General features: G+C 64.1%; 21 protein-coding genes. 7 read left to right on the top strand and 14 right to left on the bottom strand.

What is annotated here, in order from left to right; translation table 11 throughout:
• Window positions 1-16: 16 nt before the first annotated feature.
• Window positions 17-850 (top strand): MlaD family protein, encoded by an 834-nt coding sequence (locus UNPF46_RS00800; protein ID WP_142248699.1) that lies wholly within the window; start codon window positions 17-19, stop codon window positions 848-850.
• Between the two features lie 66 nt (window positions 851-916).
• Here UNPF46_RS00800 and UNPF46_RS00795 read toward each other — a convergent pair whose 3' ends face one another.
• The 9 genes from UNPF46_RS00795 to urtA all read right to left on the bottom strand — a co-directional run bounded on the left by UNPF46_RS00795 (window position 917) and on the right by urtA (window position 11,940).
• Window positions 917-3,796, bottom strand: a complete 2,880-nt coding sequence (locus UNPF46_RS00795) for an autotransporter outer membrane beta-barrel domain-containing protein (protein ID WP_246668573.1) — start codon at window positions 3,794-3,796, stop codon at window positions 917-919.
• Between the two features lie 316 nt (window positions 3,797-4,112).
• Complete coding sequence (locus UNPF46_RS00790; RefSeq protein ID WP_142248698.1) at window positions 4,113-5,153, bottom strand: aliphatic amidase; 1,041 nt, start codon at window positions 5,151-5,153, stop codon at window positions 4,113-4,115.
• A 36-nt stretch (window positions 5,154-5,189) separates the two neighbouring features.
• Entirely contained in the window at window positions 5,190-5,567 is a 378-nt protein-coding gene (locus UNPF46_RS00785) for an FmdB family zinc ribbon protein (RefSeq protein WP_100180160.1), read from the bottom strand.
• A 97-nt stretch (window positions 5,568-5,664) separates the two neighbouring features.
• On the bottom strand, window positions 5,665-6,894 hold the full coding sequence (gene fmdA, locus UNPF46_RS00780) for a formamidase (protein ID WP_018316778.1): 1,230 nt from the start codon (window positions 6,892-6,894) through the stop codon (window positions 5,665-5,667).
• Window positions 6,895-6,922: 28 nt separating this feature from the next.
• A complete protein-coding gene (gene urtE, locus UNPF46_RS00775; RefSeq protein WP_097661593.1) occupies window positions 6,923-7,612 on the bottom strand; it encodes an urea ABC transporter ATP-binding subunit UrtE in 690 nt (229 codons plus the stop codon).
• Window positions 7,613-7,622: 10 nt separating this feature from the next.
• A complete protein-coding gene (urtD, locus tag UNPF46_RS00770; RefSeq protein WP_142248697.1) occupies window positions 7,623-8,378 on the bottom strand; it encodes an urea ABC transporter ATP-binding protein UrtD in 756 nt (251 codons plus the stop codon).
• Window positions 8,379-8,442: 64 nt separating this feature from the next.
• Complete coding sequence (urtC, locus tag UNPF46_RS00765) at window positions 8,443-9,588, bottom strand: urea ABC transporter permease subunit UrtC (protein ID WP_174719200.1); 1,146 nt, start codon at window positions 9,586-9,588, stop codon at window positions 8,443-8,445.
• 17 nt (window positions 9,589-9,605) lie between these two features.
• A complete protein-coding gene (gene urtB / locus UNPF46_RS00760) occupies window positions 9,606-10,532 on the bottom strand; it encodes an urea ABC transporter permease subunit UrtB (protein ID WP_100180158.1) in 927 nt (308 codons plus the stop codon).
• 148 nt (window positions 10,533-10,680) lie between these two features.
• On the bottom strand, window positions 10,681-11,940 hold the full coding sequence (gene urtA, locus UNPF46_RS00755) for an urea ABC transporter substrate-binding protein (protein ID WP_100180157.1): 1,260 nt from the start codon (window positions 11,938-11,940) through the stop codon (window positions 10,681-10,683).
• A 170-nt stretch (window positions 11,941-12,110) separates the two neighbouring features.
• Here urtA and UNPF46_RS00750 point away from each other — a divergent pair, with 170 nt between their 5' ends.
• A complete protein-coding gene (locus UNPF46_RS00750; RefSeq protein WP_100180156.1) occupies window positions 12,111-15,482 on the top strand; it encodes a hybrid sensor histidine kinase/response regulator in 3,372 nt (1,123 codons plus the stop codon).
• Window positions 15,472-16,392, top strand: coding sequence for a response regulator (locus UNPF46_RS00745; protein WP_100181494.1), 921 nt, complete (start codon window positions 15,472-15,474; stop codon window positions 16,390-16,392). Before UNPF46_RS00750 ends, UNPF46_RS00745 begins: the two co-directional genes overlap by 11 nt.
• 164 nt (window positions 16,393-16,556) lie before the next feature.
• Here the strand turns inward: UNPF46_RS00745 and UNPF46_RS00740 are convergent, their stop codons facing one another.
• Together UNPF46_RS00740 and UNPF46_RS00735 are read right to left on the bottom strand one after the other, a co-directional pair.
• Window positions 16,557-18,059: a flavin-containing monooxygenase gene (locus UNPF46_RS00740; RefSeq protein WP_181769715.1), complete on the bottom strand. Its 1,503-nt coding sequence runs from the start codon at window positions 18,057-18,059 to the stop codon at window positions 16,557-16,559.
• A gap of 119 nt (window positions 18,060-18,178) precedes the next feature.
• Complete coding sequence (locus tag UNPF46_RS00735; protein WP_174719198.1) at window positions 18,179-18,922, bottom strand: S1 family peptidase; 744 nt, start codon at window positions 18,920-18,922, stop codon at window positions 18,179-18,181.
• A gap of 101 nt (window positions 18,923-19,023) precedes the next feature.
• Here UNPF46_RS00735 and UNPF46_RS00730 point away from each other — a divergent pair, with 101 nt between their 5' ends.
• Window positions 19,024-19,659, top strand: a complete 636-nt coding sequence (locus UNPF46_RS00730; RefSeq protein WP_181769714.1) for an HAD-IA family hydrolase — start codon at window positions 19,024-19,026, stop codon at window positions 19,657-19,659.
• A 94-nt stretch (window positions 19,660-19,753) separates the two neighbouring features.
• Here UNPF46_RS00730 and mtnA read toward each other — a convergent pair whose 3' ends face one another.
• From mtnA to UNPF46_RS00715, 3 genes are all read right to left on the bottom strand, one after another.
• The gene (gene mtnA / locus UNPF46_RS00725; RefSeq protein WP_142248695.1) at window positions 19,754-20,860 is read right to left on the bottom strand and encodes an S-methyl-5-thioribose-1-phosphate isomerase; all 1,107 of its coding nucleotides are present in this window, start codon (window positions 20,858-20,860) and stop codon (window positions 19,754-19,756) included.
• Between the two features lie 33 nt (window positions 20,861-20,893).
• A complete protein-coding gene (locus UNPF46_RS00720; RefSeq protein WP_100180153.1) occupies window positions 20,894-21,769 on the bottom strand; it encodes an S-methyl-5'-thioadenosine phosphorylase in 876 nt (291 codons plus the stop codon).
• Between the two features lie 121 nt (window positions 21,770-21,890).
• Window positions 21,891-22,163 carry a phosphopantetheine-binding protein gene (locus UNPF46_RS00715; protein ID WP_100180152.1) on the bottom strand — a complete coding sequence of 91 codons (273 nt, stop codon included), beginning with the start codon at window positions 22,161-22,163 and terminating at the stop codon, window positions 21,891-21,893.
• A gap of 356 nt (window positions 22,164-22,519) precedes the next feature.
• On the opposite strand from UNPF46_RS00715, the gene UNPF46_RS00710 reads away from it, so the two are divergent.
• From UNPF46_RS00710 to UNPF46_RS00700, 3 genes are all read left to right on the top strand, one after another.
• Entirely contained in the window at window positions 22,520-23,737 is a 1,218-nt protein-coding gene (locus UNPF46_RS00710) for an acyl-CoA dehydrogenase family protein (RefSeq protein ID WP_100180151.1), read from the top strand.
• Between the two features lie 54 nt (window positions 23,738-23,791).
• Complete coding sequence (locus UNPF46_RS00705; protein ID WP_142248694.1) at window positions 23,792-24,772, top strand: amino acid--[acyl-carrier-protein] ligase; 981 nt, start codon at window positions 23,792-23,794, stop codon at window positions 24,770-24,772.
• Between the two features lie 96 nt (window positions 24,773-24,868).
• Window positions 24,869-25,744 (top strand): acyl-CoA acyltransferase, encoded by an 876-nt coding sequence (locus UNPF46_RS00700; protein WP_142248693.1) that lies wholly within the window; start codon window positions 24,869-24,871, stop codon window positions 25,742-25,744.
• Window positions 25,745-25,761 lie beyond the last annotated feature (17 nt).

Genomic DNA, 25,761 nt, shown 5'->3' with positions numbered 1-25,761 from the left:
CCTTAGACTCAGCTGCATGGCACGCGCGAGCAATCTTGTGATCGGAACGGCGACGCTGGCGGTGATCGCCGTGGCGTTCGGTGGCCTGCTCGGCGTGCAGAAATGGCGCACCATCCAGAGCCGCAGCCAGTTGCGCGTGGTGTTCGAGGGCGGGTCCGCCAGCGGCCTGCGCCGCGGCGGACCGGTCAATTTCGACGGCGTGCCCGCGGGCCAGATCCTGTCGATCAAGCTGGACAGTCCGCGCAGGATCGTGGCGCTGGTGATGCTCGACAACACCGCGCCGATCCGCAAGGACACCGTGGCGGGCATCGAGTTCCAGGGTCTCACCGGCGTTGCCGCGATCTCGCTGATCGGAGGCGCTCCCACCGCGCCCCCGGTGCCGCTGGACGCGGACGGCATCCCCGTGCTGACCGCCGACCTCAGCGACGCCGAATCCATCGTCGAGACGCTGCACAGCGTCGATCGCACGATCGTCAGCAATGCCCCCGCCATCAAGGACGGCCTGCGCACGTTCGAAAGTTACACCGCCGATCTCCGGAGCAAGGGCGGCGAGATCGATTCCGTCATGGCGAAGGTCGACAGCGCCTTCGCGGGTTTCGACAAGGCGGTCACGAAGATCGAGGGTGTGATGCCCGGCTTCGTCGACGGCAAGGCCGACGAGCTGTTCGAGAAGATCAAGGGGCTACACGAGCTTGCCGACGTCATGAAGAAGAAATCGGCGGGCTATCTCGAGGACATTCGTCGCTCGCTGCTCGACGTCAGCGAGGCCGCCAACAAGATGAGTGGGACGCCAACCCCCGCCGCTGCGGCCCCGCGCCCCCCGCGCAAGCCGCCGCAGAAGAAGCAGTAGCGGCCTCTTTCTGATCCTCCCCTGGAGGAGGATGGCCGTCCCGCTTGATCCAGCGGCGACGATGTCTCACCAGGCGTAGCGCACGAGGCCCTTGCCGGCGTAGGAGCGCGTGACGTTGGAGAACTCGCCCTCGAAGGTCGCCGATGCGGACCAGCCGTTCATCCAGTTCATCTGTGCTGATGCAGTAGTCAGAGCTGAATCGCGCGCCTGGGCCGCGCCGTTCACGACGAAGGCCGACCCCGGCAGCGTCTGGAACACCGCTGCTGCCGTGCGGTCCGGATTGTAATCATGCGCCCAGGCCAGGCGGCCGCGCAGGGTCACCAGGCCGCCGGCCGCGGCAAATGACCGATCCGCGCGCAGACCGAGCTCGGTGCGGGTGCTGGTCACGTCCTTGGCGGCATAGTTGAGTGCGAAGACGTTGCTGCCGACCACGGCCGATTCGGCATAGGATGGCAGGCTGAACAAGGTGGCCTGCAGCGCAGCATAGGGTGTGACGCCCGCCCACTGCATGGCATGGCGATAGCCGCCCTCGATGCGGCCCGAGAGCGCATTGGCGTTGAACTGTGCCCGCAACTGGTCATAGCCGGCCGCCGTCACGACGCGGTTGGTCGTGACATCCTGCCAGCCATAGGCGAGCGCCGCCGTGATGTAGGCCGGCCCCGCCGTATGACGCACGAACGCGCCAGCCTGGAACAGATCGGAGCGGCCCCAACCGAGACCGTTGACATTGAAGGCGGTCCCGCCGCCCGCGAGCGCAAAGCCCGCAATCGTCGATGGCGAGAAGCGGTAATCGAGGCCCACGGCGGTGCCATAGACGCTGCTGGAGGTGTTGCTCGAGCCGAGGCCTGCATTGCCATCGGTGGTCTGCGAGCCGCCGTAGCCGGCTGCCCAGACATCCCAGCGCTGCTCGAACGATGCAGCCGGAGCCTTGCGGGCAATTGAAGCGAACGCGTCGCGCGCGCTCGTGCGGGTCGCCGCATAGGCACTCGCGCTCGGGTCATCGGCAAAGGGGGGCGCCCCGGGCGAGCCGCTGCGCCCCGAGCCGAACACATCGGTCAGCAGATTGATGAACAGGTTCATCGCCTCAAAGGTCGTCTGCTGAGACCCCGTTACCGACTCGCCGGAGGCTTGGCTCAGGCCCGCCGGCGAAAGATTGGCGAGCGCCACGGGCAAGCCGCCGGTACTGTTGAAATAGTTGGTCAGCACGTTGGCGACATTTTGCTGATTGATGTTGAGCCCGCTGCCATAACCCAACGCAAGATCGAGAAAGACGTTGTTCGGATCGTAGCTCAGCGTAGCGTGCAAGTTGGGCGACAGTCCGGCGACCACGGGGTTGAACGTGTCGGGCAGCGTGGCTGCATTGAGAATGGTGTAGTGCTTCGTGATCGTGCCGGTCGGAACCACGACGACGGTGGCGCCGGCCAGCGTCGCGGTGCCGCCCACGATCGCAAGGCCGTTGCTCGCCCCCGAGACCTGCACGACGTAGCTGGACGCCGACGTGAAGGTGAGATTGCCCGCAACGTTCAGCGCGCCGGTCGGATTGCCGGGCGCAAACGCGCCGCCATTGACGGAAACGGCGGTCACCGTGCCGCTTCCGCCGAACGTGCCGCCCGGAGCGACCGAAACCGTGCCGTTGATCGTGCCCGAGAGCAGCAGGGTGCCGCCCAGCACGTTCCAGTCCTGGTTGCCGGTGCCCGTCACGGTCCAGGTCGAACTGTCGACCTTGTTGAACGTCGAGAAGCCGTCATATTGGAGACCAGGTCCGATCAGGTCGAGGTTGAACCTGTCCTTGCCGAGGCCGCCGAGCTGGAATGTGTCGGTGCCGGAGCCGAACACGGTTCCGTTGATGACGCTGCCGGGACCGAGCGTGAGCGTATTGCCGCCGCAACCGCAGAGCTCGATCGCCGCAGCACCTGTCGCGGCGTTGATCGTGCCGGAGTTGAAGACGGTTCCGCCGCCGCTGAGCATGATGCCCGTGCCGCCTGCACCGACGGTGATGGTCCCGGTATTCACGATCCCGTTGGTCGTGCTCAGCGTGGTAACGTCGATCCCGACGCCGGACGCGCCGACAGTGATCGTCCCCGCGTTGACGATGCTGCCGTCATCCGAGAGCACGACGATGCCTTCGGCCGACCCCACGCCCGAGATCTGCCCGCGGTTGACGATGGTTACACTGGCTCCGGTGATGAGGATGCCTGCTCCGCCCAGCCCGACGTTGATCGTTCCATTCTGGTTGACCTCGGCCCGGTTACCCTGCACCGAGATGCCGGCCGATCCGCCGCTTCCCGTCGTGATCGAACCGCCATTGGTCACCTTGGCATCGTCGCCGAGCACGGCAATGCCCGCGCCGCCGGTGCCTGCGGTAATGGATCCGAGACTGGTCGCCGTCTCGAAATTGCCCTGCATGAAGATGCCGACGGCGTTCTGCCCGACCGTGATGGTGCCGGTCGCCGTGTTGGTGACGCTGTTGCTATCGTTGATCGCCAGGATGCCGCCCGACGGCCCGCCCGACGAATTGCCGACGGCAATGGAGCCGGCATTGGTCACGGTCGCACCGCCGAAGAGATAGACGCCGATCGCATCGGCCAAGCCCGTGATCGATCCGGTCACGGTGTTGGTGACGGTGTTGTTCTGGCCACCGAAAATAGCCGTCCCCGATGCGCCGACCGACAGCGTGCCGGCGTTGGTGATGGTGTTGCCGTCGTTGACACTGATCGCCGCGGTGCCGTTGTCGTTGACGGTGGCGCCCGCGAGCACATTGACGGTGAGCCCGTTGACGCCGCCGCCGGCGGCAAAGCCGTTGGTGTCGGTCCCGCTGCAGGTGACGGTCTGGCCGCTCGCTGCCGGATCGGGCGCGCATTGCGCGCGGGCCGGCGTGGTCGGAAGACCGACGCCGGACAGCACCGCCGCGAGACACGTAGCCGCCAGCGCGATGCGCGGCCGCAACTGTCCCCTCGATCGCGATCGATACACCACCACGAAGCCCCGAACTCCGGCGCCCTCAGCAGCGCCGCCGGCAAATTAGGGGACTGGGCTCGCCCGTGAAACTACGGAATCGGCCGATCGACCTGCCCAGGTCACAATCGTACCGACTCTGCCGGCCTATGTTGCAACCGGGTCACGCTTTTGGCGCGTTGCCTCCCGATCTGCGCAGGTCGGCGGCGGCAAAACGTCCATTGTTATGGACAGGCGTTCACATCGGTGAACGCCTCCTCACCGAGCAAAACGCGGTGCGGGCCGATCGACCGGCTCGCGCAGCCGCTCAGTAGTTGGACGAAGCCGACTCGTTGGGAATGCCGTCGATCGGACATTCCGCCGTGCCGGGCGTCGACCGCGTCATGGCTTCCACCATGTCGCGCGTCCCTTCGGGATCGTTGATCCAGTTCTTGTAGAAATCATACGGGCAGGCCGCGACGCCGCGCGGGCTGTCGCCGGAATTGATCATGCCGGTGTAGCCGCGGTGGACCAGCTTGTAGAGATGGTTTTGCGACTGGCCGTTGCGGCGCGCGTCGCGGATCAGATGCTTCGAGAGCTGCGCGTATTGGATGCCGTAATCCTCCTCGCCGCATTCGCCGAGCGTGCGGCCATCGAAGCCGATGATCGCGGAGTGACCGAAATACGAGTAGACGCCGTCGAAGCCGGCGGCATTGGCGACCGCGACATAGACGTTGTTGGCCCACGCCATCGCCTTCGAAATCATGACCTGCTGCTCCTTGGCCGGGTACATGTAGCCCTGGCAGCGCACGATCAGCTCGGCACCCTTCATGGCGCAGTCGCGCCAGATCTCCGGGTAGTTGCCGTCATCGCAGATGATCAGGCTGACCTTGAGGCCCTTCGGTCCCTCGGAGACATAGGTGCAATTGCCGGGATACCAGCCCTCGATCGGCACCCAGGGCATGATCTTGCGGTACTTCTGGATGATCTCGCCCTTGTCGTTCATCAGGATCAAGGTGTTGTAGGGCGCCTTGTGCGGATGCTCCTCGTGGCGCTCGCCGGTCAGCGAGAACACGCCCCATACTTTCGCCTTGCGACAGGCCTCGGCGAAGATCGCGGTCTCCTCGCCCGGCACCACGGAGGCCGTCTCGTACATCTCCTTGGAGTCGTACATGATGCCCTGCGTGGAATATTCCGGGAAGATCACGAGGTCCATGCCGGGCAGGCCGACCTTCATGCCGACGATCATGTCGGCGATCTTGCGGGCGTTGTCGAGCACCTCGGCCTTGGTGTGCAGGCGGGGCATCTTGTAGTTGACGACTGCGACGCCGACCGTGTCGTTGCTGCTGGAAATGTCACCATGAAGCATGTTGGGCGCTCCTGTCTTCTCTTGGTTTGAGGTGCGTCAGTGGCTGATCATCCAGGGCCGCGCCGTCGGGAAGCCCTTGGCGCCGCTCTTCGTCTTCGTCACCAGCCGCGCCGGCTTCTTCTTGTCCGCCGAGCTCTTGTCCTTGACCGTCTTGCCCGACGAGCAGCAGCCGCAGCCGGGACCATGCGAAGCCTTGTATTGCGCCAGCGTCTGCGGCGCGTGCGAGCTGCGCTCGTTGACGGCGTGTGCCTTGCGCTTGTCCGCCGGCATGCAGAAGAAATTCGGTGCGGTCAGGATCACCCGCGGCGCCATCGTCTCGCAATGCGGGCAGCTTTGCGGATCGTCGCATTCCGCCATCGGGCGCAGATCCTTGAAGGGTCCGCAATCGTCACAGAGATATTCGTAGACCGGCATTTACATCATCCCCAACGCTCTTGCCTGTTCAACACGCCTGGCGGCGGATGCGGGGCGACCAGAAACGCCAGCCGTCCCGCATCCCGTCGCGCAGGGATCACTTGTCCGGCGAGATCGGCATCTGGATATCGCCGGTGATGTGCTTGATGGGACCTGCTGCCGACGGCATCACGTCGAAGTCGAAGATCTCCGTCGGCAACCATAGCGTGGCGCAGGCGTTGGGCACGTCGACCACACCGGAGATGTGGCCCTGGCACGGCGCGGTGCCGAGGATCGAATAGGCCTGGGCGCCGGAATAGCCGAACTTCTTCAGGTACTCGATGGCGTTGAGACAGGCCTGACGATAGGCGATGTGAACGTCGAGATAGTGCTGCTTGCCGGCCTCGTCCACCGAAATGCCTTCGAAGATCAGGTAGTCCTTGTAGTTCGGCGTGATCGGCGACGGCTTGAAGATCGGATTCTTGATGCCGTATTTCGACATGCCGTCCTTGATCACCTCGACCTTCAGATGCAGCCAGCCGGCCATCTCGATGGCGCCGCAGAAGGTGATCTCGCCGTCGCCCTGGCTGAAATGCAGGTCGCCCATCGACAGACCGGCGCCGGGCACATAGACCGGGAAGTAGATCTTCGAGCCGCGCGAGAGATCCTTGATGTCGCAATTGCCGCCATGCTCGCGCGGCGGCACGGTGCGCGCACCCTCCGCGCCGATCTTGGCCTTGACGTCACCCTTGGCGCGGCCGCCATGGGCGGTCGCCGCGAAGGGCGGATTGGCGAGGCCAGGCACGCGGGTCGGATTGGTCGAGATCAGCTCGGCCTCGCGCTTGTTCCAGGTCTCCAGCATCTTCGGATCGGGCAGACAACCGATCAGGCCGGGATGGATCAGGCCGGCAAAGTTCACGCCGGGCACGTGGCGCGATGAGGTGTAGAGGCCCTTGATGTCCCAGATCGACTTCTGCGCCAGCGGGAAATGGTCGGTCAGGAAGCCGCCGCCGTTCTGCTTGGAGAAGAAGCCGTTGAAGCCCCACAGGCTCTCCTTCATCGGGCCGACGTCGAGCAGGTCGACGACGAGGAGATCGCCGGGCTCGGCGCCCTTGACGCCGATCGGACCGGACAGGAAGTGCACGATCGACAGGTCGATATCGCGCACGTCGTCGGCGGAATCGTTGTTCTTGATGAAGCCGCCGGTCCAGTCATAGGTCTCGATGATGAAATCGTCGCCGGGATTGACCCAGGCCACGATCGGGATGTCGGGGTGCCAGCGGTTGTGCACCATGTCATTTTCATAGGCCGACTTGGTGAGATCGACCTTGATCAGTGTCTCTGGCATCGAGATGCTCCCCTTTGACTACGGTTGGTTAGACGGACAGATATTTCGAGACCTGTGCGGCATCGACGGCGTCGCGCGGATCATCGCGGACGATCTCGCCGTTCTCGATCACCAGCACGCGGTCGGCGATCTCGAGCGCGAAGCTCAAGACTTGTTCTGAGACGACGATCGAGAGCCCCTTCTCGTCGCGGATGCGCTTCAAGGTGCGCGCCATGTCCTTGATGATCGAGGGCTGGATGCCTTCGGTCGGCTCGTCCAGCAGCAGCACCTTCGGCTTGGTCGCGAGTGCGCGGGCAATGGCGAGCTGCTGCTGCTGGCCGCCTGAGAGATTGCCGCCGCGGCGGCCCTTCATTTCAAGCAGCACCGGAAACAGCTCGTAGATGTCGCCCGGCACCTCGGATTCGCCCGCAACGACAAGGCCCGTCTCGATGTTCTCCTTCACCGTCATGGTGGAGAAGATCATGCGGCCCTGCGGCACATAGGCGAGGCCCTTGGCGACGCGCTCATAACTCTTGAGGCCACCGAGCTCGGCGCCGTCCATGGTCACCGATCCGCTCTTCGCGGGCAGGATGCCCATCAGCGACTTCATCAGCGTGGTCTTGCCCATGCCGTTGCGGCCCATGATCGCGACGATCTCGTTCGGCGCGACCTTGACGTTGAGCCCGTGCAGCACCTCGCTCTGGCCGTAGGCGACGTGAAGATCCGAAATTGCCAGCATCGCGTGCTCCTTAGTGGCCGAGATACACTTCGATGACCTTGGGATCGTTCTGCACCTTCTCCATGGTCCCCTCCGAGAGGATCTGGCCCTGGTGCAGCACGGTGACCTTGTGCGCGATGTCCTCGACGAACTTCATGTCGTGCTCGATCACGAGCACCGAACGGTTCTTGATGATGCGGTTGAGCAGCTCGGCGGTCTTGGCGCGCTCGGACACGCTCATGCCGGCGACCGGCTCGTCCAGCATCAGGAGGTCGGGATCCTGGATCAGCAGCATGCCGATCTCGAGCCATTGCTTCTGGCCATGGCTGAGCTCGTCGGCATAGGTGTTGAGCTTGTCCTTGAGGAAGATCATCTCCGCGACCTCCTCGACCCGGTCCTTCACCAGCTGGTCGCGCTGGAAGGTCAGCGAGCCGAACACGGTGCGGCCGCGCGGGAACGAGATCTCGAGATTCTCGAACACGGTGAGGTCCTCGAACACCGACGGCGTCTGGAATTTGCGCCCGACGCCGGTCTGCACGATCTCGTTCTCCCGCATCTTCGTGAGCTCCTTGCCGCGAAACTGGATCGAGCCCGAGGTCGCCCTGGTCTTGCCGCAGATCAGGTCGAGCACCGTGGTCTTGCCGGCGCCGTTGGGACCGATGATGACGCGGATCTCGTTCTCCTCGACGTAGAAGGAGAGGTCGTTGACCGCCTTGAAGCCGTCGAACGAGACGGTGAGTCCGGAGACCGCGAGCAGGAAATCCTTGGGCTGATGACCGATGAGCACGATCTATCTCCTTACTGTCAGTGTGGCATCGGCGTCGTGGTGTCCAACGAGCATGTCGATCTCCTCACTCCGCCGGTGCTGCGCCGTCGGCGACCGAATTGCCGCTCCAGTCCGACTTCGACTTGCGCGAGGCGAACAGCCGATCGATGCGCGGCTGCACGTAGTCGGCCCACAGCCCGGACAGGCCGTTCGGGAAGGCGAGCACGACCGCGATGAACAGCGCGCCGAGGCCGAACAGCCAGAGTTGCGGGAAGGATTCCGACAGGCTGGTCTTGGCGAAGTTCACCAGGATGGCGCCCCAGATCGCGCCGAAGATCGACATCCGCCCGCCGACCGCGGTGTAGATCACCATCTCGATCGACGGCACGATGCCGACGAAGGACGGCGACATGAAACCGACATTCAGCGCGAACATTGCGCCGCCGATCGCGGCGAAGACCGCGGCCATGCAGAAGGCAAAGATCTTGAAATTGGCGACGCTGTAACCGGAGAAGCGCACCCGATCCTCCTGCTCGCGCATCGCCACCAGGATGCGACCGAGCTTGGTCAGGCGGATGAACTGCGCGATGCCGATGCAGACGAACAGCAGCACGACCTCGACGAAGTACAGGATGATCTTGGCGTGGTCGGGCCGGATGTCCCAGCCCTTGAGCGTGCGCAGATCGGTCATGCCGTTGATGCCGCCGGTATAGCCCTGCTGGCCGACGATCAGGATGGTGAGGATGGCGGCGACGGCCTGGGTGATGATCGCGAAATAGGTGCCGCCGACGCGGCGCTTGAACATCGCCGTGCCGATGATCAGGGCGAAGATGCCGGGGACCAGGATGATGGCGAGGATGGTGAAGGTGAGGCTGTGAAACGGCTGCCAGAACAACGGCAGCGACGTGATCTGATTCCAGTCCATGAAGTCGGGGATGCCGGGCGTCGACTGGATCTTGGTGTTCTCGACGCTCGAGGCCTCGAGCTTGAGGAACATCGCCATGCAATAGCCGCCGAGGCCGAAGAACACGCCCTGCCCCAGGCTCAGGATGCCGCCATAGCCCCAGCACAGCACGAGGCCGAGCGCGACAAAGGCGTAGGTCAGGTATTTCGCGACCAGATTGAGGCGGAACACGTCGAGCGTCAGCGGCAGGATCACGAACAGCACGGCGGCCAGAGCAATGAAGCCCATGAGTTCGGATCGATTGAAGAAGCGAGAGTTGATGATCATGACTTGCCTGCTTCCCGTTATTTGCGAACCTTGAGGGCGAAGAGACCCTGCGGCCGCAGCATCAGGATGCCGACCACCGCGAGCAGCGTGAGCACCTTGGCCATCGAGCCCGACATGAAGAATTCGAGCGTCGACTGCGTCTGCGAGATCGAGAAGGCGGATGCTATGGTGCCGAGCAGGCTGGCGGCGCCGCCGAACACGACGACCAGGAACGTATCGACGATGTAGAGCTGGCCCGACGTCGGCCCGGTCGAGCCGATCATGGTGAAGGCGCTGCCGGCGACACCCGCGATGCCGCAGCCGAGGCCGAAGGTATAGCGATCGACCTTCTCGGTGTTGATGCCGACCGCGCCGGCCATGATGCGGTTCTGCACCACGGCGCGAACCTGGCGGCCCCAGCGCGACATGTAGAGGACGTAGGCGACCGAGATGGTGATCAGCACGGTGAGGCACATCACGAAGACGCCGTTGATCGGCACCTCGATGCTGTCGGTGACGTGCAGCGAGCCGAGCATCCATTGCGGCAGCTCGACGCCGACCTCGCGCGCCCCGAAAACCGAGCGATAGGCCTGCTGCAGCATCAGGCTGAGGCCCCAGGTGGCGAGCAGCGTATCCAGCGGGCGCTTGTAGAGGTGTCGTATCAGCACCCATTCCACCAGCATCCCCAATGCGCCGGATGCGACAAAGGCCAGGATCATCGCGAGGAAGAAGTAGCCGCTGAACAAGCTTGGCAGATAGGATTGGAAGAAGTTCGATGTCATCCAGGTGACGTAGGCGCCGAGGATCATGAACTCGCCATGCGCCATGTTGATGACGCCCATCTGGCCAAAGATGATGGCGAGCCCGAGCGCCATCAGGACATAGACCGAGAACAGGATCAGTCCTGCAAAGCCCTGCATGACGAAGATGGAGCCGAGATCACCAAGCGAGTAGTCGCCGAACATCGATGTCCTCCGTCGGGGATAAGGGTCCCGCGTCGCGATGCAGAGTCGCGACGCGGGGTCTTGAGGCATGGACTTGCGATCCACGCCAGGGAGTGGTTTTGCCTTGAGGGAGAGCGACGGGCGCCGCGGCCCTTACTGGTGGCGCGCCTTACTGATAGCCCTTGGGGAACGGATCGGGCTCGACGAGATCGGCGGTCTCGTAGATCAGCTCGAACTGGCCATCGAGCTTGGCGCGGCCGACGCGGGTCTTCGACCACAGATGATGGTTTTCGTGGATGCGCACATAGCCTTCCGGCGCACCCTTGAATTCGACGCCGGGCGATGCCGCCGCGATCTTGTCGACGTCGAAGGAGCCGGCCTTCTCGACGGTCAATTTCCACAGCCACGGGCCGAGATAGGCCGCCTGGGTGACGTCTCCGATGACCGTCTTCTCGCCCCACATCTTCTTGAACGCGGACACGAAAGCCTTGTTGTTCGCATTGTCGAGCGACTGGAAGTACTTCATGCAGGCATAGGCGCCCGCGATGTTCTCGCCGCCGATGCCGTCGATTTCGTCTTCGGTCACCGAGATCGTCAGCAGCGCCTGCTTGGAGAGGTCGATGCCGGCAGCCTTGAGCTGCTTGTAGAACGCGACGTTCGAGCCGCCGACGACGTCGGTGAAGATGACGTCGGGCTTGGTCAGCTTGATCTTGTTGATGACCGAGTTGAACTGGGTGTTGCCGAGCGGATAGTATTCCTCGCCGACCACCTTGCCCTTCAGCACGTTCTCGACATGCTTGCGCGCGATCTTGTTGGAGGTGCGCGGCCAGATGTAGTCGGAGCCGATGAAGAAGAACGATTTTGCGCCCTTCTCCTTGGCGATCCAGTTCAGGCCGGCGAGAATCTGCTGGGTCGCCTCCTGGCCGGTGTAGATGACGTTCTTGGACTGCTCGAGGCCCTCATAGAAGGTCGGGTAGTAGAGCATGCCGTTATATTGCTCGACGACCGGCAGCACCGCCTTGCGCGAGGCCGAGGTCCAGCAGCCCATGATCGCCGCGACCTTGTCGTTGACCAGGAGCTTCTTGGCCTTTTCCGCAAAGGTCGGCCAGTCGCTGGCGCCGTCTTCCTGGATGAACTTGATCTTGCGCCCGAGCACGCCGCCGGCGGCGTTGATCTGCTCGATGGCGAGCTTTTCGGCCTGGATCGAGCCGGTTTCGGAGATGGCCATGGTGCCGGTCGCCGAGTGCAGAATGCCGACCGTCACTTCGGTGTCGGTGACGGCAAGCCCCGTGGTGTTGACCGCCGAGGTCGCCGGGGCCTGGGCAAAAGCCCCCCGCGGCAGCATCGTCATGGCCGGCACGGCGGCCATTCCCATCAATAGTTTGCGCCGAAGCGGCGATAACAGGCCCTTGTTTGCTTCGTCCGACATGAGCACCCCACTTTTGTTCGAGAACACGCGATTGGTGCCGTGAGGATGGCTCGGATCTGGGCGGCGGAAGCATACGCAAGATCGCGTATACTGCACCGCAAAATGCCGACGTAGGCTTTTGGTACGGAATTTGCGAGGGCGCGGGGTCCGTATCGGGAGTGGGGTAAAGCGTGGCAGGGCGGCAGCGAATAGACCGCGTCAGGCGACAGTACAACCAATGGGTCGCCAACCAGACGCTGGAAGACTATGCGCTGCGCTTCACCGCCAAGAGCGCGCGGCGCTGGTCCGCCGCCCGGGTCGCCAACACGGCGCTGGGCGCGATTTCGTTCCTGGCGATGGAGGCGATCGGCGGCACCATCACCCTGAACTACGGCGTCACCAACGCGACCGCCGCGATCCTCGTGGTCTCCCTCATCATCTTCTGCTGTGGCGTGCCGATCGCCTATTATGCCGCCAAATGCGGCATCGACATCGACCTGCTGACGCGCGGCGCCGGATTCGGCTACATCGGCTCGACCGTCACCTCGCTGATCTACGCCTCCTTCACCTTCATCTTCTTTGCGATCGAAGCGGTGATCCTCGCCTCCGCGCTCGAGATGTGCTTCGGGATTCCACGACCGGTCGGCTATCTCATCAGCGCCGTCGTCATCATCCCCTTGGTGGCCTACGGCATCACGCTGATCAGCCGGTTCCAATTGTGGACGCAGCCGCTGTGGATCGTGCTCCACATCATTCCGTTCGCGGCGATCGCCTGGCACAACCCGCACTCCTTTACGGAGTGGCGCAAGTTCTCGGGTGAGCACGGCGATCTCAACGGGCATTTCGACCTGCTGTTGTTCGGGGTTGCGGCCTCGGTGGTGTTTTCGCTGGTGGCGCAGATCGGCGAGCAGGTCGACTTCCTGCGGTTCTTGCCGCGCGACCGCCGCGCGTCCAGGGCGTCCTGGTGGATAGCGATGATGAGCGCTGGCCCCGGATGGATCGTGCTTGGTACCCTGAAACTTCTCGCGGGCTCGTTCCTCGCCTTCTTCGCGCTCAGCCACGGGGTGCCGCCGGAGGAGGCCGCCGAGCCGGCGCACATGTATCTCGAAGCGTTCCGTTACGTGCTGTCGCAGCCTGACCTCGCGCTAGCGCTGACCGGCACGTTCGTGATCCTGTCCCAGGTGAAGATCAACGTCACCAACGCCTATGCCGGCTCGATCGCCTGGTCGAACTTCTTCTCGCGCCTGACCCACAGCCATCCCGGCCGCGTCGTCTGGCTGGTCTTCAACGTCATCGTGGCGCTGCTGTTGATGGAGATCGGCGTCTACAAGGCGCTGGAGCAGACGCTGGCGCTCTATTCCAACGTCGCGATCGCCTGGGTCGGCGCGCTGGTCGCCGATCTCGTCGTCAACAAGCCGCTTGGCTTGCGGCCCCAGCAGATCGAATTCAAGCGCGCGCATCTCTACGACGTCAATCCGGTCGGCGTGGGCGCGATGACCATCGCCACGATCGTCTCCATCAGCGCCTTTTACGGCCTGTTCGGGCCCACCGCGAAGGCACTGTCGGCCTTCATCGCGCTCGCGGTGGCCTTCATCGCCGCACCGTTGATCGCCTGGGCCACGGACGGCAAATACTACATCGCGCGCAAGCCGAAGCGGAGCTGGCAGGACCTCGAGGCGATCCAGTGCTGCATCTGCGAGCACGCGTTCGAGCCGGAGGACATGGCCTCCTGCCCCGCTTATGCTGGGCCGATCTGTTCTCTGTGCTGCTCGCTGGACGCCCGCTGCCACGATCTCTGCAAGCCGCACGCGCGGATCCAGGTGCAGGTGTCGGAGACGCTGGGCAAGCTGATGCCACAGCCGATCTACGCACGGATCAACTCGCAGCTCGGCCATTATGTCGGCGTGTTCGCGGTTTCTGCCGGCCTCGTCGCGCTGGTGCTCGGATTGATCTATCTGCAGACATCGGCAAGCGTGCATGGCGAGAACGCGCTCGTTTCCGAGGTGCTGTGGAAGGTGTTCTTCTCGCTCAGCATCATCATCGGCGTGGTGGCCTGGCTGTTCGTGCTGGCCCAGCAGAGCCGCCGCGCGGCCGAGGCCGAGACGCGGCGACAGACGACGCTGCTGATCCAGGAGATCGACGCCCACAAGCGCACCGATGCCGAACTGCAGCGCGCCAAGGAAGTCGCCGAATCCGCCAACCTCGCCAAGAGCCGCTATGTGGTGGGCCTCAGCCACGAGCTACGCTCGCCGCTGAATGCGATCAGCGGCTATGCCCAGCTCCTGGAGCAGGACGCGACGCTGAGCACGAAGCCGCGCGATCAGGTCCGCGTCGTCCGCCGCAGCGCCGACCACCTCTCCGGCCTGATCGACGGCATTCTGGACATCTCCAAGATCGAGGCGGGGCGGCTGTATCTGTCGCGCGACGAGGTGCGGCTCAGCGAATTCCTCGACCAGCTCGTCGGCATGTTCCGCCTCCAGGCCGCGGCCAAGGGTATCGACTTCGTGTTCAGGCGGCCGCCCCACCTGCCGGTCGTGGTCTATGCCGACGAGAAGCGGCTGCGCCAGGTGCTGATCAATCTGCTCTCCAACGCGATCAAGTTCACCCAGTCCGGGAGCGTGCAGTTCGTCGTGCACTATCGCAGCCCGGTGGCCGAGTTCGAAGTGATCGACACCGGGCCCGGCATCCAGGGCGATGATCTCGAGCGCATCTTCGCGCCCTTCGAGCGCGGTGCACTCGGCGCCTCGCAGCCGCAGACCGGCACCGGGCTCGGCCTGACCATCAGCCGCCTGCTGGCCGGCGTCATGGGCGGCGATATCAAGGTCATGAGCACGGTCGGCATCGGCTCGACGTTCAAGGTCAAGATCCTGCTCTCGGAGGTCATCAATCCGCAGCGCATCGCGCCGGTGGAGGCTCCGGTCTCCGGCTATCATGGCGCGCGCAAGACCATCCTCATCACCGACGACGATCCCGTGCATCGCGACCTCCTGCGCGAGGTGCTGACGCCGCTCGGCTTCATCCTGCTCAGCGCGCCCGACGGCCCCGGCTGTCTTGCGCTGGCGCAGCACTGCCGGCCTGATTTGTTCCTGCTCGACATCTCGATGCCAACCATGGATGGCTGGTCGGTGGCTGAGGCCTTGCGCGCAAGCGGCCACCACCAGGCACGCATCCTGATGGTCTCGGCAAGCGCGTTGGAGGCCCACGGCACGCCGCTGGCACAGACCTTCCACGACGGCTATTTGATGAAGCCGATAGACATCCCGCGGCTGCTGGAGACGATCCGCCAGCTTCTCAGGATCGAATGGCAATACGGCCCGGACGAGATCGCGGTGTCGTTCTGGCGTCCCGAAAGCGGATCACGGCCGCCGGCGCGGCACATCGAGGCGCTGATCGGGCTCGGCCAGATCGGCTACGTCAAGGGCATCCAGTTGAAGCTCGACGAGATCGGCGGCGAGCATCCGGAGCATGCCGACTTCGTCGCGCAGATGCGCTTCCTGGTCGATCGCTTCGATCTCGACCAGTATATGGCCACATTGAAGACGTTGCATGCGCATGAACATTGAAGCGAAGAAGCGCGACATCGCGCTCGTCGTCGATGATTCCCCGGAGACGCTGCGGCTGCTCACCGACGCGCTCGACGGCGCCGGCATGACAGTGATGGTGGCGCTCGACGGCGCGGCCGCGATGCGCATCGTCGACCAGATCACGCCCGACATCGTGCTGCTCGATGCCGTGATGCCCGGCATCGACGGCTTCGAGACCTGCCGCCGTCTCAAGCGCGATGCGGATCTTGCCAACGTCCCTGTGATCTTCATGACGGGGCTTGCCGAAACCGAGCATATCGTGCGCGGGCTGGAGGCCGGCGGCGTCGATTACGTGACGAAGCCGATCGTGATCGAGGAGATGCTGGCGCGCATCCGCGTCCATCTCGGCAATGCCCGCCTGACGCAGAGCGCGCGCGCCGCGCTCGACGTCTCCGGCCGCTTCCTGTTCGCGGTCGACCGCCAGGGCCATTTGCTATGGGCGACACCGCAGGCGCAGAAATTGCTGTCCGACCATCACAGTGCACAGGCCGGCGACTTCGTCCTGACGCCGGCGCTGCTGCAATGGCTGGAGCAGGCCAGAGTCAAGGGCAGCTCGAAGTCTCAAGCGATCTCCTTGCCGGACAATCCGCAGCTCCGGCTCTATTACATGGGCGAAACCGCACCAAACGAGTTTCTGCTGCGGCTCTCCAGGGAATCCGGCACTGCGCTGCCGGCCGAGTTCACCAGCGAGCTCGGCCTCACCACCCGCGAAGGCGAGGTGCTGGCCTGGCTCAGCAAGGGCAAGACCAACCGCGACATCGCGCAGATCCTGGGCCTCAGCCCGCGCACGGTCGACAAGCATCTGGAGCAAATCTACGCGAAGCTCGGCGTGGAGAACCGGACGGCGGCGGCAGCGATTGCAACGAATGCGACGCGACGGAATTCGTGAGCTGCGGTGTGGGCGTGTTGAGACGCCGCTGATTTGATATCTGGTGTCGTCCCGGACAAGCGCGCCCTTAAGCGCGCGCCAATCCGGGACCCTTAGCCACAGGGAGAGCGGAGTGTGAGGTGAATGTTACCGCTCCCCACAGGAGCCTTCAGCCACGCATTCCCTCACCCGTAGACGAACGCCTTGTCGTCCAGATCCGTCTTCGGGATCTCGTCCTTCTCGGTCCAGTAATCCTGGCTGTGCTGCCATTCCGGCTTGTCGCCGCGCTTGGGCAGCAGGTTCATGTTGCGCATCATGTAGCCGGGGTTGAAGTTTTCCGGATCGATCCAGGGCAGGATCGGCATGTTGTGATCTTCGGGGCGCAGCTTGACCTCGACCTTCTTCTTGCCCTTCGCCTTCATGTGGCCGAGCAGCCGGCAGACGAAGTCGGCGACGAGATCGACGCGCAGCGTCCAGCTGGCGCGGAAATAGCCGAACACCCAGACCATGTTCGGAACGCCCGTGAACATCATGCCCCGATAAGTGACGGTATCGCCAAAGGCCAGCGGCTTGCCGTCGATCTCGAAAGCGATGTCGCCGAGCGCGGCGAGGTTGAAGCCGGTCGCGGTGACGATGACGTCGGCCTCCAGCACCTTGCCGGATTTGAGCTGAATGCCATTCTCGATGAAACACTCGATCTCGTCGGTCACGACGGAGGCCTTGCCGCTGGCGATACCCTTGAACAGGTCGGCATCCGGCACGAAGGCGATGCGCTGCCGCCACGGCCGGTAGGTCGGCGTGAAATGCGTCTCGACGTCGTAATCCGGACCGAGCACGGCGCTGATCTGGGCGATCAGCTCCTTCTTCACCTGCTCCGGCTTGGACACGCAGAGCTTCGTGAAGGCATCCTGCTCGAACAGGATCTTGCGCCGGACGATCTCGTGAATCCAGGCCTCGTCGACCTGGAGCCGGCGCAGCTCCTCCGCGATCTCGATGGCGTTGCGGCCGAGCCGGAAATAGGTCGGCGAGCGCTGCAGCATGGTGACGTGCGCGCATTTGTCCGCGATGTTCGGCACCAGCGTCGCCGCGGTGGCGCCCGAGCCGATCACGACGACCTTCTTGTTCGTGAGGTCGATATCATCGGGCCAGGTCTGGGGATGAACGATGCGGCCCTTGAAACGGTCCATGCCTTCCCATTCGGGCGTGTAGCCCTCCGAATGGCGGTAATAGCCCTGGCACATCCAGAGGAAGTTCGCGGTGAAGGTCTTTGCTTCGCCGGTATCGGTCGTCGTCGCCTCGATGGTCCAGAGATTCTGCTCGCTCGACCAGCTCGCGGAATTGATCTTGTGCCCGTAGCGGATGTGCCGGGCGATATCGTTGTCGTCGATGACTTCCTTCATATAGGAGAGGATTTCCTCGGCGGTCGCGATGGGCGGGCCGACCCAGGGCTTGAAGCTGTAGCCGAAGGTGTGGAGGTCGCTGTCGGAGCGGATGCCGGGATAACGATGCGTGCTCCAGGTGCCGCCGAACGTCGTCTGCGTTTCCAGGATGACGTAGCTCGTGCCCGGCAGTTGCTTTTCGATGTGATAGGCGCTGCCGATGCCGGAGATGCCGGCGCCGACGATCAGCACGTCGAAGTGTTCGGAAGCTTGCTTGGTAGCGGTGTGACCGCGAACAGCGACATTCATTGTTGCTTCTATGCCTTGGTTGTTTTGTGGCCGCCCTTGACGGACGACGCGTTTCCTCCGCGGCATGATCACCCGCCGCGCTTCAGCTTCAAAATGACATAGATCAAGTCGCGGTCAAATCACAGCGCCGCACCCCAGCTCCGCGCGGTCTGCAAGATCCAGTCGCGGTAGAGCGTGAGCGGCGTGACGCCGGTCAATCCACCGCAGCCATCCCCGGCGTTCGGTCCCGTCGCCCAGCTGATGACACCGACGAGCACGGCGCCGTTCGGCTTGTCCTCGAACACGGGACCGCCGGAATCGCCGGTACAAGCGCCAATTCCGTCGCGAACACCGTTGGTTACGGGATCGACCAGGCGGATCTGGAGCGTGCCGGGCTGGCCCGTGACGACAAGTCCCGCGACGCGCGTGGCCCCGCCGCTCCTACCATCACCGCGTACGGTGACACCGGTACCGGCAATGACAAAACGGCTGCCGACCCGGATTGGAATATTCGGCGCGCCGACCGGCACCGCCGATTTTCCCTTGAGTGGAATTTCCAGTTGCAACAGCGCCACGTCTGCGCCGGCGCGATGGACTTGCGCCTTGTAGCCCGGGTGGATCGCGATGGTGCGCACGTTCAGCAATTGCGGTGCGCCACCACTGTGATCGACGATCTTGTAGTCCGCGCCCGGCTGCACGCAGTGAGCGCCGGTCAATACGATCTTCGGCGCGATCAGGGTGCCGGTGCAGGAATTGCCGCGCGAGCCGACGATGGTGACGACCGCGCGCGCGACTCCGTCGGTCTGCGGCGTGCCGCCACCGACGATGGCATGAGCGGGTGTCGCGAGCAGCGCGGCTGCAATGAGAATGGCAAGCTTCTTCATGGGAACACGCTTCGGCATTGGCGGCGACAGATTGCTTCGGACTGGCCCTTGCCGATAGCGCATGCTAGCCCTCTTGGAAAGGAATTGACGAGGACGGGATCTTGACGATCGAGGCGGTGATCTTTGATTTTGGCGGCGTGCTGACGAGCTCGCCGTTCGAGGCGTTCACGCGGTTCGAGACGGAACGCGGCCTGCCCGCCGACATCATCCGGCGCACCAATGCCGCCAACCATCTGGAAAACGCCTGGGCCAAGTTCGAGCGCGCCGAGGTCGACATCGAGACGTTCGATCGACTGTTTGCAGAGGAGTCGCTGGCCCTCGGCGCCGAGGTGCGCGGCCGCGAGGTGCTGCCGCTGCTGCAGGGCGATCTGCGGCCCGAGATGGTCGAAGCCTTGAAGCGCATCAAGGCGCAATTCAAGACCGGCTGCATCACCAACAACCTGCCGGCCAATGCGATCGGCAGCCTGACGGGGCGCTCGCTCTACATCGCCGAAGTCATGGTGCTGTTCGACCACGTCATCGAATCCGCCAAGATCGGCCTGCGCAAGCCCGACCCGCGCATCTACAAGATGATGGTGGAGACGCTGAAGGTCGATCCTGCCCAGTGCGTTTATCTCGACGATCTCGGTGTCAACCTGAAGCCCGCGCGCGAGATGGGCATGACCACGATCAAGGTAGCAAGTGGCGCGCAGGCCATTGCCGAGCTCGAGCAGGCGACGGGACTGAAGCTGATATAGTCCGCAAGTGCCGTAGGGTGGGCAATGCGAAGCGTGCCCACCCTAAGCAGATCGTGGGCACGGCGCTTCCGCGCCTTTGCCCATCCTACGAGACCTATTCCGCCGCAGCGGCGATGCGCTCGGGAAACGCCGCTGCCAGCGCAGCGCGATCCGGCTTCAGTACGCCGCGCTCGGTGATCAGGCCGGTGACGAGGCGCGCTGGCGTGACGTCAAAGGCGTAGTTCGCGACTGGCGAGCCCTCGGGCACGATGCGCACCGTCTCCAGCCGTCCGTCAGCGGTGCGGCCGGTCATGTCGGTAACCTCGACTCCGCTGCGCTGCTCGATCGGGATGTCGCGGATGCCGTCATGGACGGCGAAATCGATCGTCGGCGACGGCAGCGCGACGTAGAACGGCACGCCGTTGTCGTGGGCGGCGAGCGCCTTGAGGTAGGTGCCGATCTTGTTGCAGACGTCGCCGTTGGCGGCGACGCGGTCGGTGCCGACGATGGCGAGATCGACCATGCCGTGCTGCATCAGATGGCCGCCGGTATTGTCCGGGATCACCGTGTGCGGCACGCCGTGATGGCCGAGTTCCCAGGCAGTAAGCGAGGCGCCCTGGTTGCGCGGACGGGTCTCGTCGACCCAGACGTGGATCCTGATGCCGCGCTCATGCGCAAGATAGATCGGCGCCGTCGCCGTGCCCCAATCGACGGTGGCGAGCCAGCCGGCGTTGCAATGGGTCAGCAAATTGACCGTCTCGCCGGGCTTCTTCGATGCGATCGCCTCGATCAGCTTCAGACCGTTGCCGGCAATGCCGCGGTTGATCTCGACATCCTGCTCGGCGATCTCGTCGGCGCGGGCGTAGGCTGCCTCGGCCCGCTCCAGCGGATCGACCGGCGCGAGCGCGACGCGCATCTCGTCCAGCGCCCATTTCAGATTGATCGCCGTCGGCCGCGCCACGATGAGCGTCTGGTAGGCCCGCTTCAGACCGGCATCGGAGGCGTCCTCGCGCATCGCGAGCGCCATGCCGTAGGCCGCGGTCGCACCGATCAGCGGCGCGCCGCGCACCAGCATGTCGCGGATTGCGACGGCCGCGTCTTCACACGATGTCAGCCTCGCGACGACGAATTCATGCGGCAGCCGGCGCTGGTCGATCGCGCCGACCGACCAGCCGTCGCGCTCGCGCCAGATGCTGCGGAAATGCTTGCCGTCGACCTTCATGGCATTCTGCCTTTTCGTAATCCGCCTTGAGCCTCAACCGCGCAGGATGCGCCCGGCCACCGCGTCCAGCTTCTTCAGAAGCTCCGGATCGCGCGCCTCGGGCGCCGTGATCAGCGCGCTGTCGAGCGCGCGGTCCGAGCCGATCGGGCACGGCTCGTGCTCGCGCGGAAAATCCTTTGCCAGCCGCGACACCAGCGCCTTCGCCTTGTCGGCGTTCGACGTCAACACGCGAATGATGTCCTGCACGGTGACGGCATCGTGGTCGGGATGCCAGCAATCGAAATCCGTCACCATCGCCACCGTGGCGTAGCAGAGCTCCGCCTCGCGCGCGAGCTTCGCCTCGGGCATGTTGGTCATGCCGATCACCGAATAGCCCGACGTCTTGTAGGTCATGCTCTCCGCGTAGGTGGAGAATTGCGGCCCCTCCATGCAGACATAGGTTCCGCCGCGTGCGATCGCGATGCCCTCGGCTTCAGCCGCCGCCGCGAGATGGATCCGCAGGCGCGGCGAGACCGGATGCGCCATCGAGACATGCGCCACGCAGCCCCGACCGAAGAACGAGCTCTCGCGCTTGTGGGTGCGGTCGACGAACTGATCGACGAGCACGAAAGTTCCGGGCGGCAGCTCTTCCTTGAAGGAGCCGCAGGCGGACAGCGAGATCAGGTCGGTGACGCCGGCGCGTTTGAGCACGTCGATATTGGCGCGATAATTGATGTCGGAGGGCGACAGACGATGGCCCTTGTCGTGCCGCGGCAGGAACACGATCGGCAAGCCGGCAATGGTGCCGCGCCTCAAAGGCGCCGATGGCTCGCCCCAGGGGCTCCTGATCACCTCTTCGCGCGCACCCTCGAGACCCGGCAGGTCATAGATGCCCGAGCCGCCGATGATGCCCAATACCGCCTGAGTCATGCCTGCTCCACCCTGTCAGCTCGATGCGACATGGTTAAGCTATGCCAGTTTTGCGGCGGTTTTGGAACGGGGGTGGTGGCGTGAGGGGCGATGGCGTCTGCCTCACCCTCGGCGGTCTTGCTTAAGCCGCGTTCGCCAGCCGCAGCTGGGTCGCGACCATCCGCTCCAGCGTCTCGACCGACTGGAAATTCTCCGGCGTGATCTCGGACTGCGGGATGGTGAAGTCGAACTCGGCTTCGACCCCGAGCATCAGATTGACCATATCCATCGAGGTCAGGCCGGCGTCGACAAGCTTGGCCGACGCAGTGACGTCCGCACTGAGCGAATTCTGTTCGAGGATGCCCTTCACCAGCTTGATGATGCGATTGCGCAATTCGGTATCAAAGGGTTGCATCGGCAAATTCCCGTCTGTCTGTCAAAGGTCGGACCGGCTTGCCGCTACGATGGGCACGGCCGGCGGGTCCCGCAATGGGCGACACCATTACTTCGCGTTTCTTAGTAAACGATGACTCAGATTGTCTGGAATCCGCCCCTCTTCCAGATTCCTAACGCGATGCCCGAAAATCGGGAGATGCAAACAACCGGACCTTAACTGTTCGTTCGGAATTTGGCTTTGTTTACCCTCTATTTCATCGACGAATTTGAATTAAATCCGTAGCCTCATCTCACAAGCAAGATGGCCGGAGGATCGCTTACGCGCATCGCGAATGATGCCGGCGATCTCGAACGGCAAACCGGAGGCGGACGAGTATGAACGTGCGTGAAGCAGTCCTCACTGTCGACGAAACACAGACGAGCTTCCTCGAGCAGGGCCCCTCCCTGATCGAGCGCGCCGCCCGGACCGCCGCTGCTGCGGCGGCGGACGCCGACGGTGTCGATCGCGACGCCCGTTTTCCCCACAAGGCTTTCGAGATCGCCCGCGAGCAGAAGCTGCTTGGCGTCATGATCCCGGTCGAGTACGGCGGCTTCGGTGCGTCGATTCATGACGTCACCGACATCTGCTACACGCTCGGACGCGCCTGCGCCTCGACCGCCATGATCTATGCGATGCACCAGACCAAGGTTGCCTGCATCGTCAGGCACGGCCACGGCATTCCGTGGATGGAAACCATGATGCGCCGGGTCGCCCGCGACCAGTGGCTGCTCGCCTCCTCCACCACCGAAGGCCAGAACGGCGGCAACATCCGCGCCAGCGCCGCCGCCGTCGACCACGCCGGCGACACCGTCTCGCTGGTGCGCGACGCCACCGTGATCTCGTACGGCGCCGAAGCCGACGGCCTCGTCACCATTGCCCGCCGCGCCACCAACGCCGCGGCTTCCGACCAGGTGCTGCTGGCGCTCGCCAAGGACGACTATTCGCTGAAGCAGACCCAGGGCTGGGAAACGCTCGGCATGCGCGGTACCTGCTCGACCGGCTTCGAGCTGAAGGTCGATTGCCCCGCCGACCGCGTCTTCCCGGAGGCCTACGACAAGATCCACGCCCAGACCATGACGCCGTTCGCGCATCTGTGCTGGTCGTCGGCCTGGGCCGGCATCGCGGCCGCGGCCGTGACCCGCGCGCAGGCCTTCATCCGCAAGGCGGCCCGCACGTCCGGCGGACAGATGCCGCCGGCCGCCGCGCATTTCACCGCCGCGAAGATGTCGCTGGCCAAGCTGCGCGCGCTGATTTCGGCCAACATCGACGCCTTCTCCCGCGCAGAGCATGACGAACGCGCGCTGAGCTCGCTCGACTTCCAGTCGTCGATCACGCTTCTGAAGGTGCAGGCCTCCGAGCTCGCGGTCGAGACCGTGATGCATGCGATGCGCACCGCCGGCCTCTCCGGCTACCGCAACGACGGCGAGTTCACCATGGGCCGGCACCTGCGCGACGTGCTGTCGTCCCCGATCATGATCAACAACGACCGTATTCTGGCCAATGCCGCGACATCGACCTTGATGAGCGGCGTGCCGGCAAGCCTTCGTGACTAAGTGCCTGGCGACTGAACCAACAAGAACAATTTTGAAATAGCAGGACATCGTCCCATGAACATTGCCATCCTCCCCGATTCGCCCGCGACCGCGCCGCAGATGACCGACCCGCTCGATCATCTCGCCGACAAGCTGTTCCATCGCATGGGCGCCGACGGCGTCTATGCCCGCACCGCGCTCTATGAAGGCGTCGTCGAAAAGCTCGTCGCGCTGATCACCGGCCATCGCGAGGCCGGCACCGAGGTGATGCGCTTCCCGCCGGTGATGAGCCGGGCCCAGCTGGAGAAATCCGGCTATCTCAAGAGCTTTCCGAACCTGCTCGGCTGCGTTTGCGGCCTGCACGGCACCGAGCGCGAGATCAATGCCGCGGTGAGCCGCTTCGATGCCGGCGGCGACTGGACCACCTCGCTGTCGCCCGCCGACCTCGTGCTGTCGCCGGCAGCCTGTTATCCGGTCTATCCGATCGCGGCGAGCCGTGGCCAATTGCCGAAAGGCGGCCTGCGCTTCGACGTTGCCGCCGATTGCTTCCGCCGCGAACCATCGAAGCATCTCGACCGGCTGCAATCGTTCCGGATGCGCGAGTATGTCTGCATCGGCACTCCCGACGACGTCGCCGATTTCCGCGAGCGCTGGATGGTGCGCGCGCAGAAGATCGCGACCGACCTCGGCCTCACCTTCCGTGTCGACTATGCCAGCGATCCGTTCTTCGGTCGCGTCGGCCAGATGAAGGCGGTGAGCCAGAAGCAGCAGCAGCTCAAGTTCGAGCTCCTGATTCCGCTGCGCTCGGAAGAGCAGCCGACCGCCTGCATGAGCTTCAACTATCACCGCGAGCATTTCGGCACGACCTGGGGCATTCAGGACGCCCATGGCGAGCCGGCGCACACCGGCTGCGTCGCCTTCGGCATGGACCGGCTGGCCGTCGCCATGTTCCACACCCACGGCACCGACCTCTCCGCCTGGCCCGCCAGGGTGCGGGACGTCCTGGGCCTGCAGCCGCAGGCCACGGCCGACGCTCATGTCGAAGGCTGGCGCTAAAAGCATGATCCGGAAAAGTGTGAAGCGGTTTTCCGCCGAGATCATGCTCAAAAGATAAACTCCACGAGGCGTGTCATTTCCACGGGTAAGACAAGCGTGATCCACACCAAGGTGCGATGCCGCGAGATCACCGAGTCCGATGTCGAGAAGATCGCGGACTTGCTGACGCGCGGCTTCGTCGGCCGTTCACGCGAATACTGGATGCAGGGCCTGCGCCGACAGGCTTTCCGGTCCGCACCGGAGGGCTATCCGCGCTTCGGCTACATGCTCGACAATGATGGCACGCCGGTCGGCGTGCTGCTGCTGATCTACACAGCCCGCAAAAATGGCGAAGAGACCGCCATCCAGTGCAATTTGTCGAGCTGGTATGTCGATCCGGCCTTCCGCAACTACGCTCCGCTGCTGACCAAGATTGCCCAGCGGCACAAGGACGTGACCTATTTCAACATCAGCCCGGCGCCGTGGACCTGGCCGATCATCGAGACCCAGGGCTTTCGCGCCTATTGTCGCGGTATCTTCTTCTCGGTACCCGCACTGGCGCGCGTTCCCCGCTGGAGCGAGATCGAGGTCATCTCGCCTCACGCCAAGACGATCGAGGGGCTCTCCGACTCCGAAACCGAGCTGCTGACGCGGCATGCGCGGTACAATTGCCTCAGCCTCGTGTGCCGCACGCCGAAGGGAGCGTTTCCCTTCATCTTGCAACCGGTGCGCATCCGCCGGGGCTTCATTGCGCCGCCAGCGATGAAGCTGATCTATTGCCGGAACGCAGCGGAATATGCCGCCTGCGCCGGCCGTATCGGCCGGCTGCTGCTCCGGCTCGGCAAGATCGCGGTGGCGGTCGATACCAATGGGCCGCTTCCCGGCCTTGTCGGTTTCTACACCGAGCGGCGCGGCCGCAAATATTTCAAGGGCCCGCACCGGCCGCAGCTCGGCGACCTCACCGATACTGAGCTCGTGCTGTACGGGCCGTAGGGCAGCGGTCGGGCCAA

Origin of the sequence: Bradyrhizobium sp. UNPF46, from assembly GCF_006658625.1 — a bacterium.
GTDB classification, from domain to species: Bacteria; Pseudomonadota; Alphaproteobacteria; order Rhizobiales; family Xanthobacteraceae; genus Bradyrhizobium; species Bradyrhizobium nitroreducens.
This window is presented reverse-complemented; position numbering and strand designations above follow the sequence as displayed.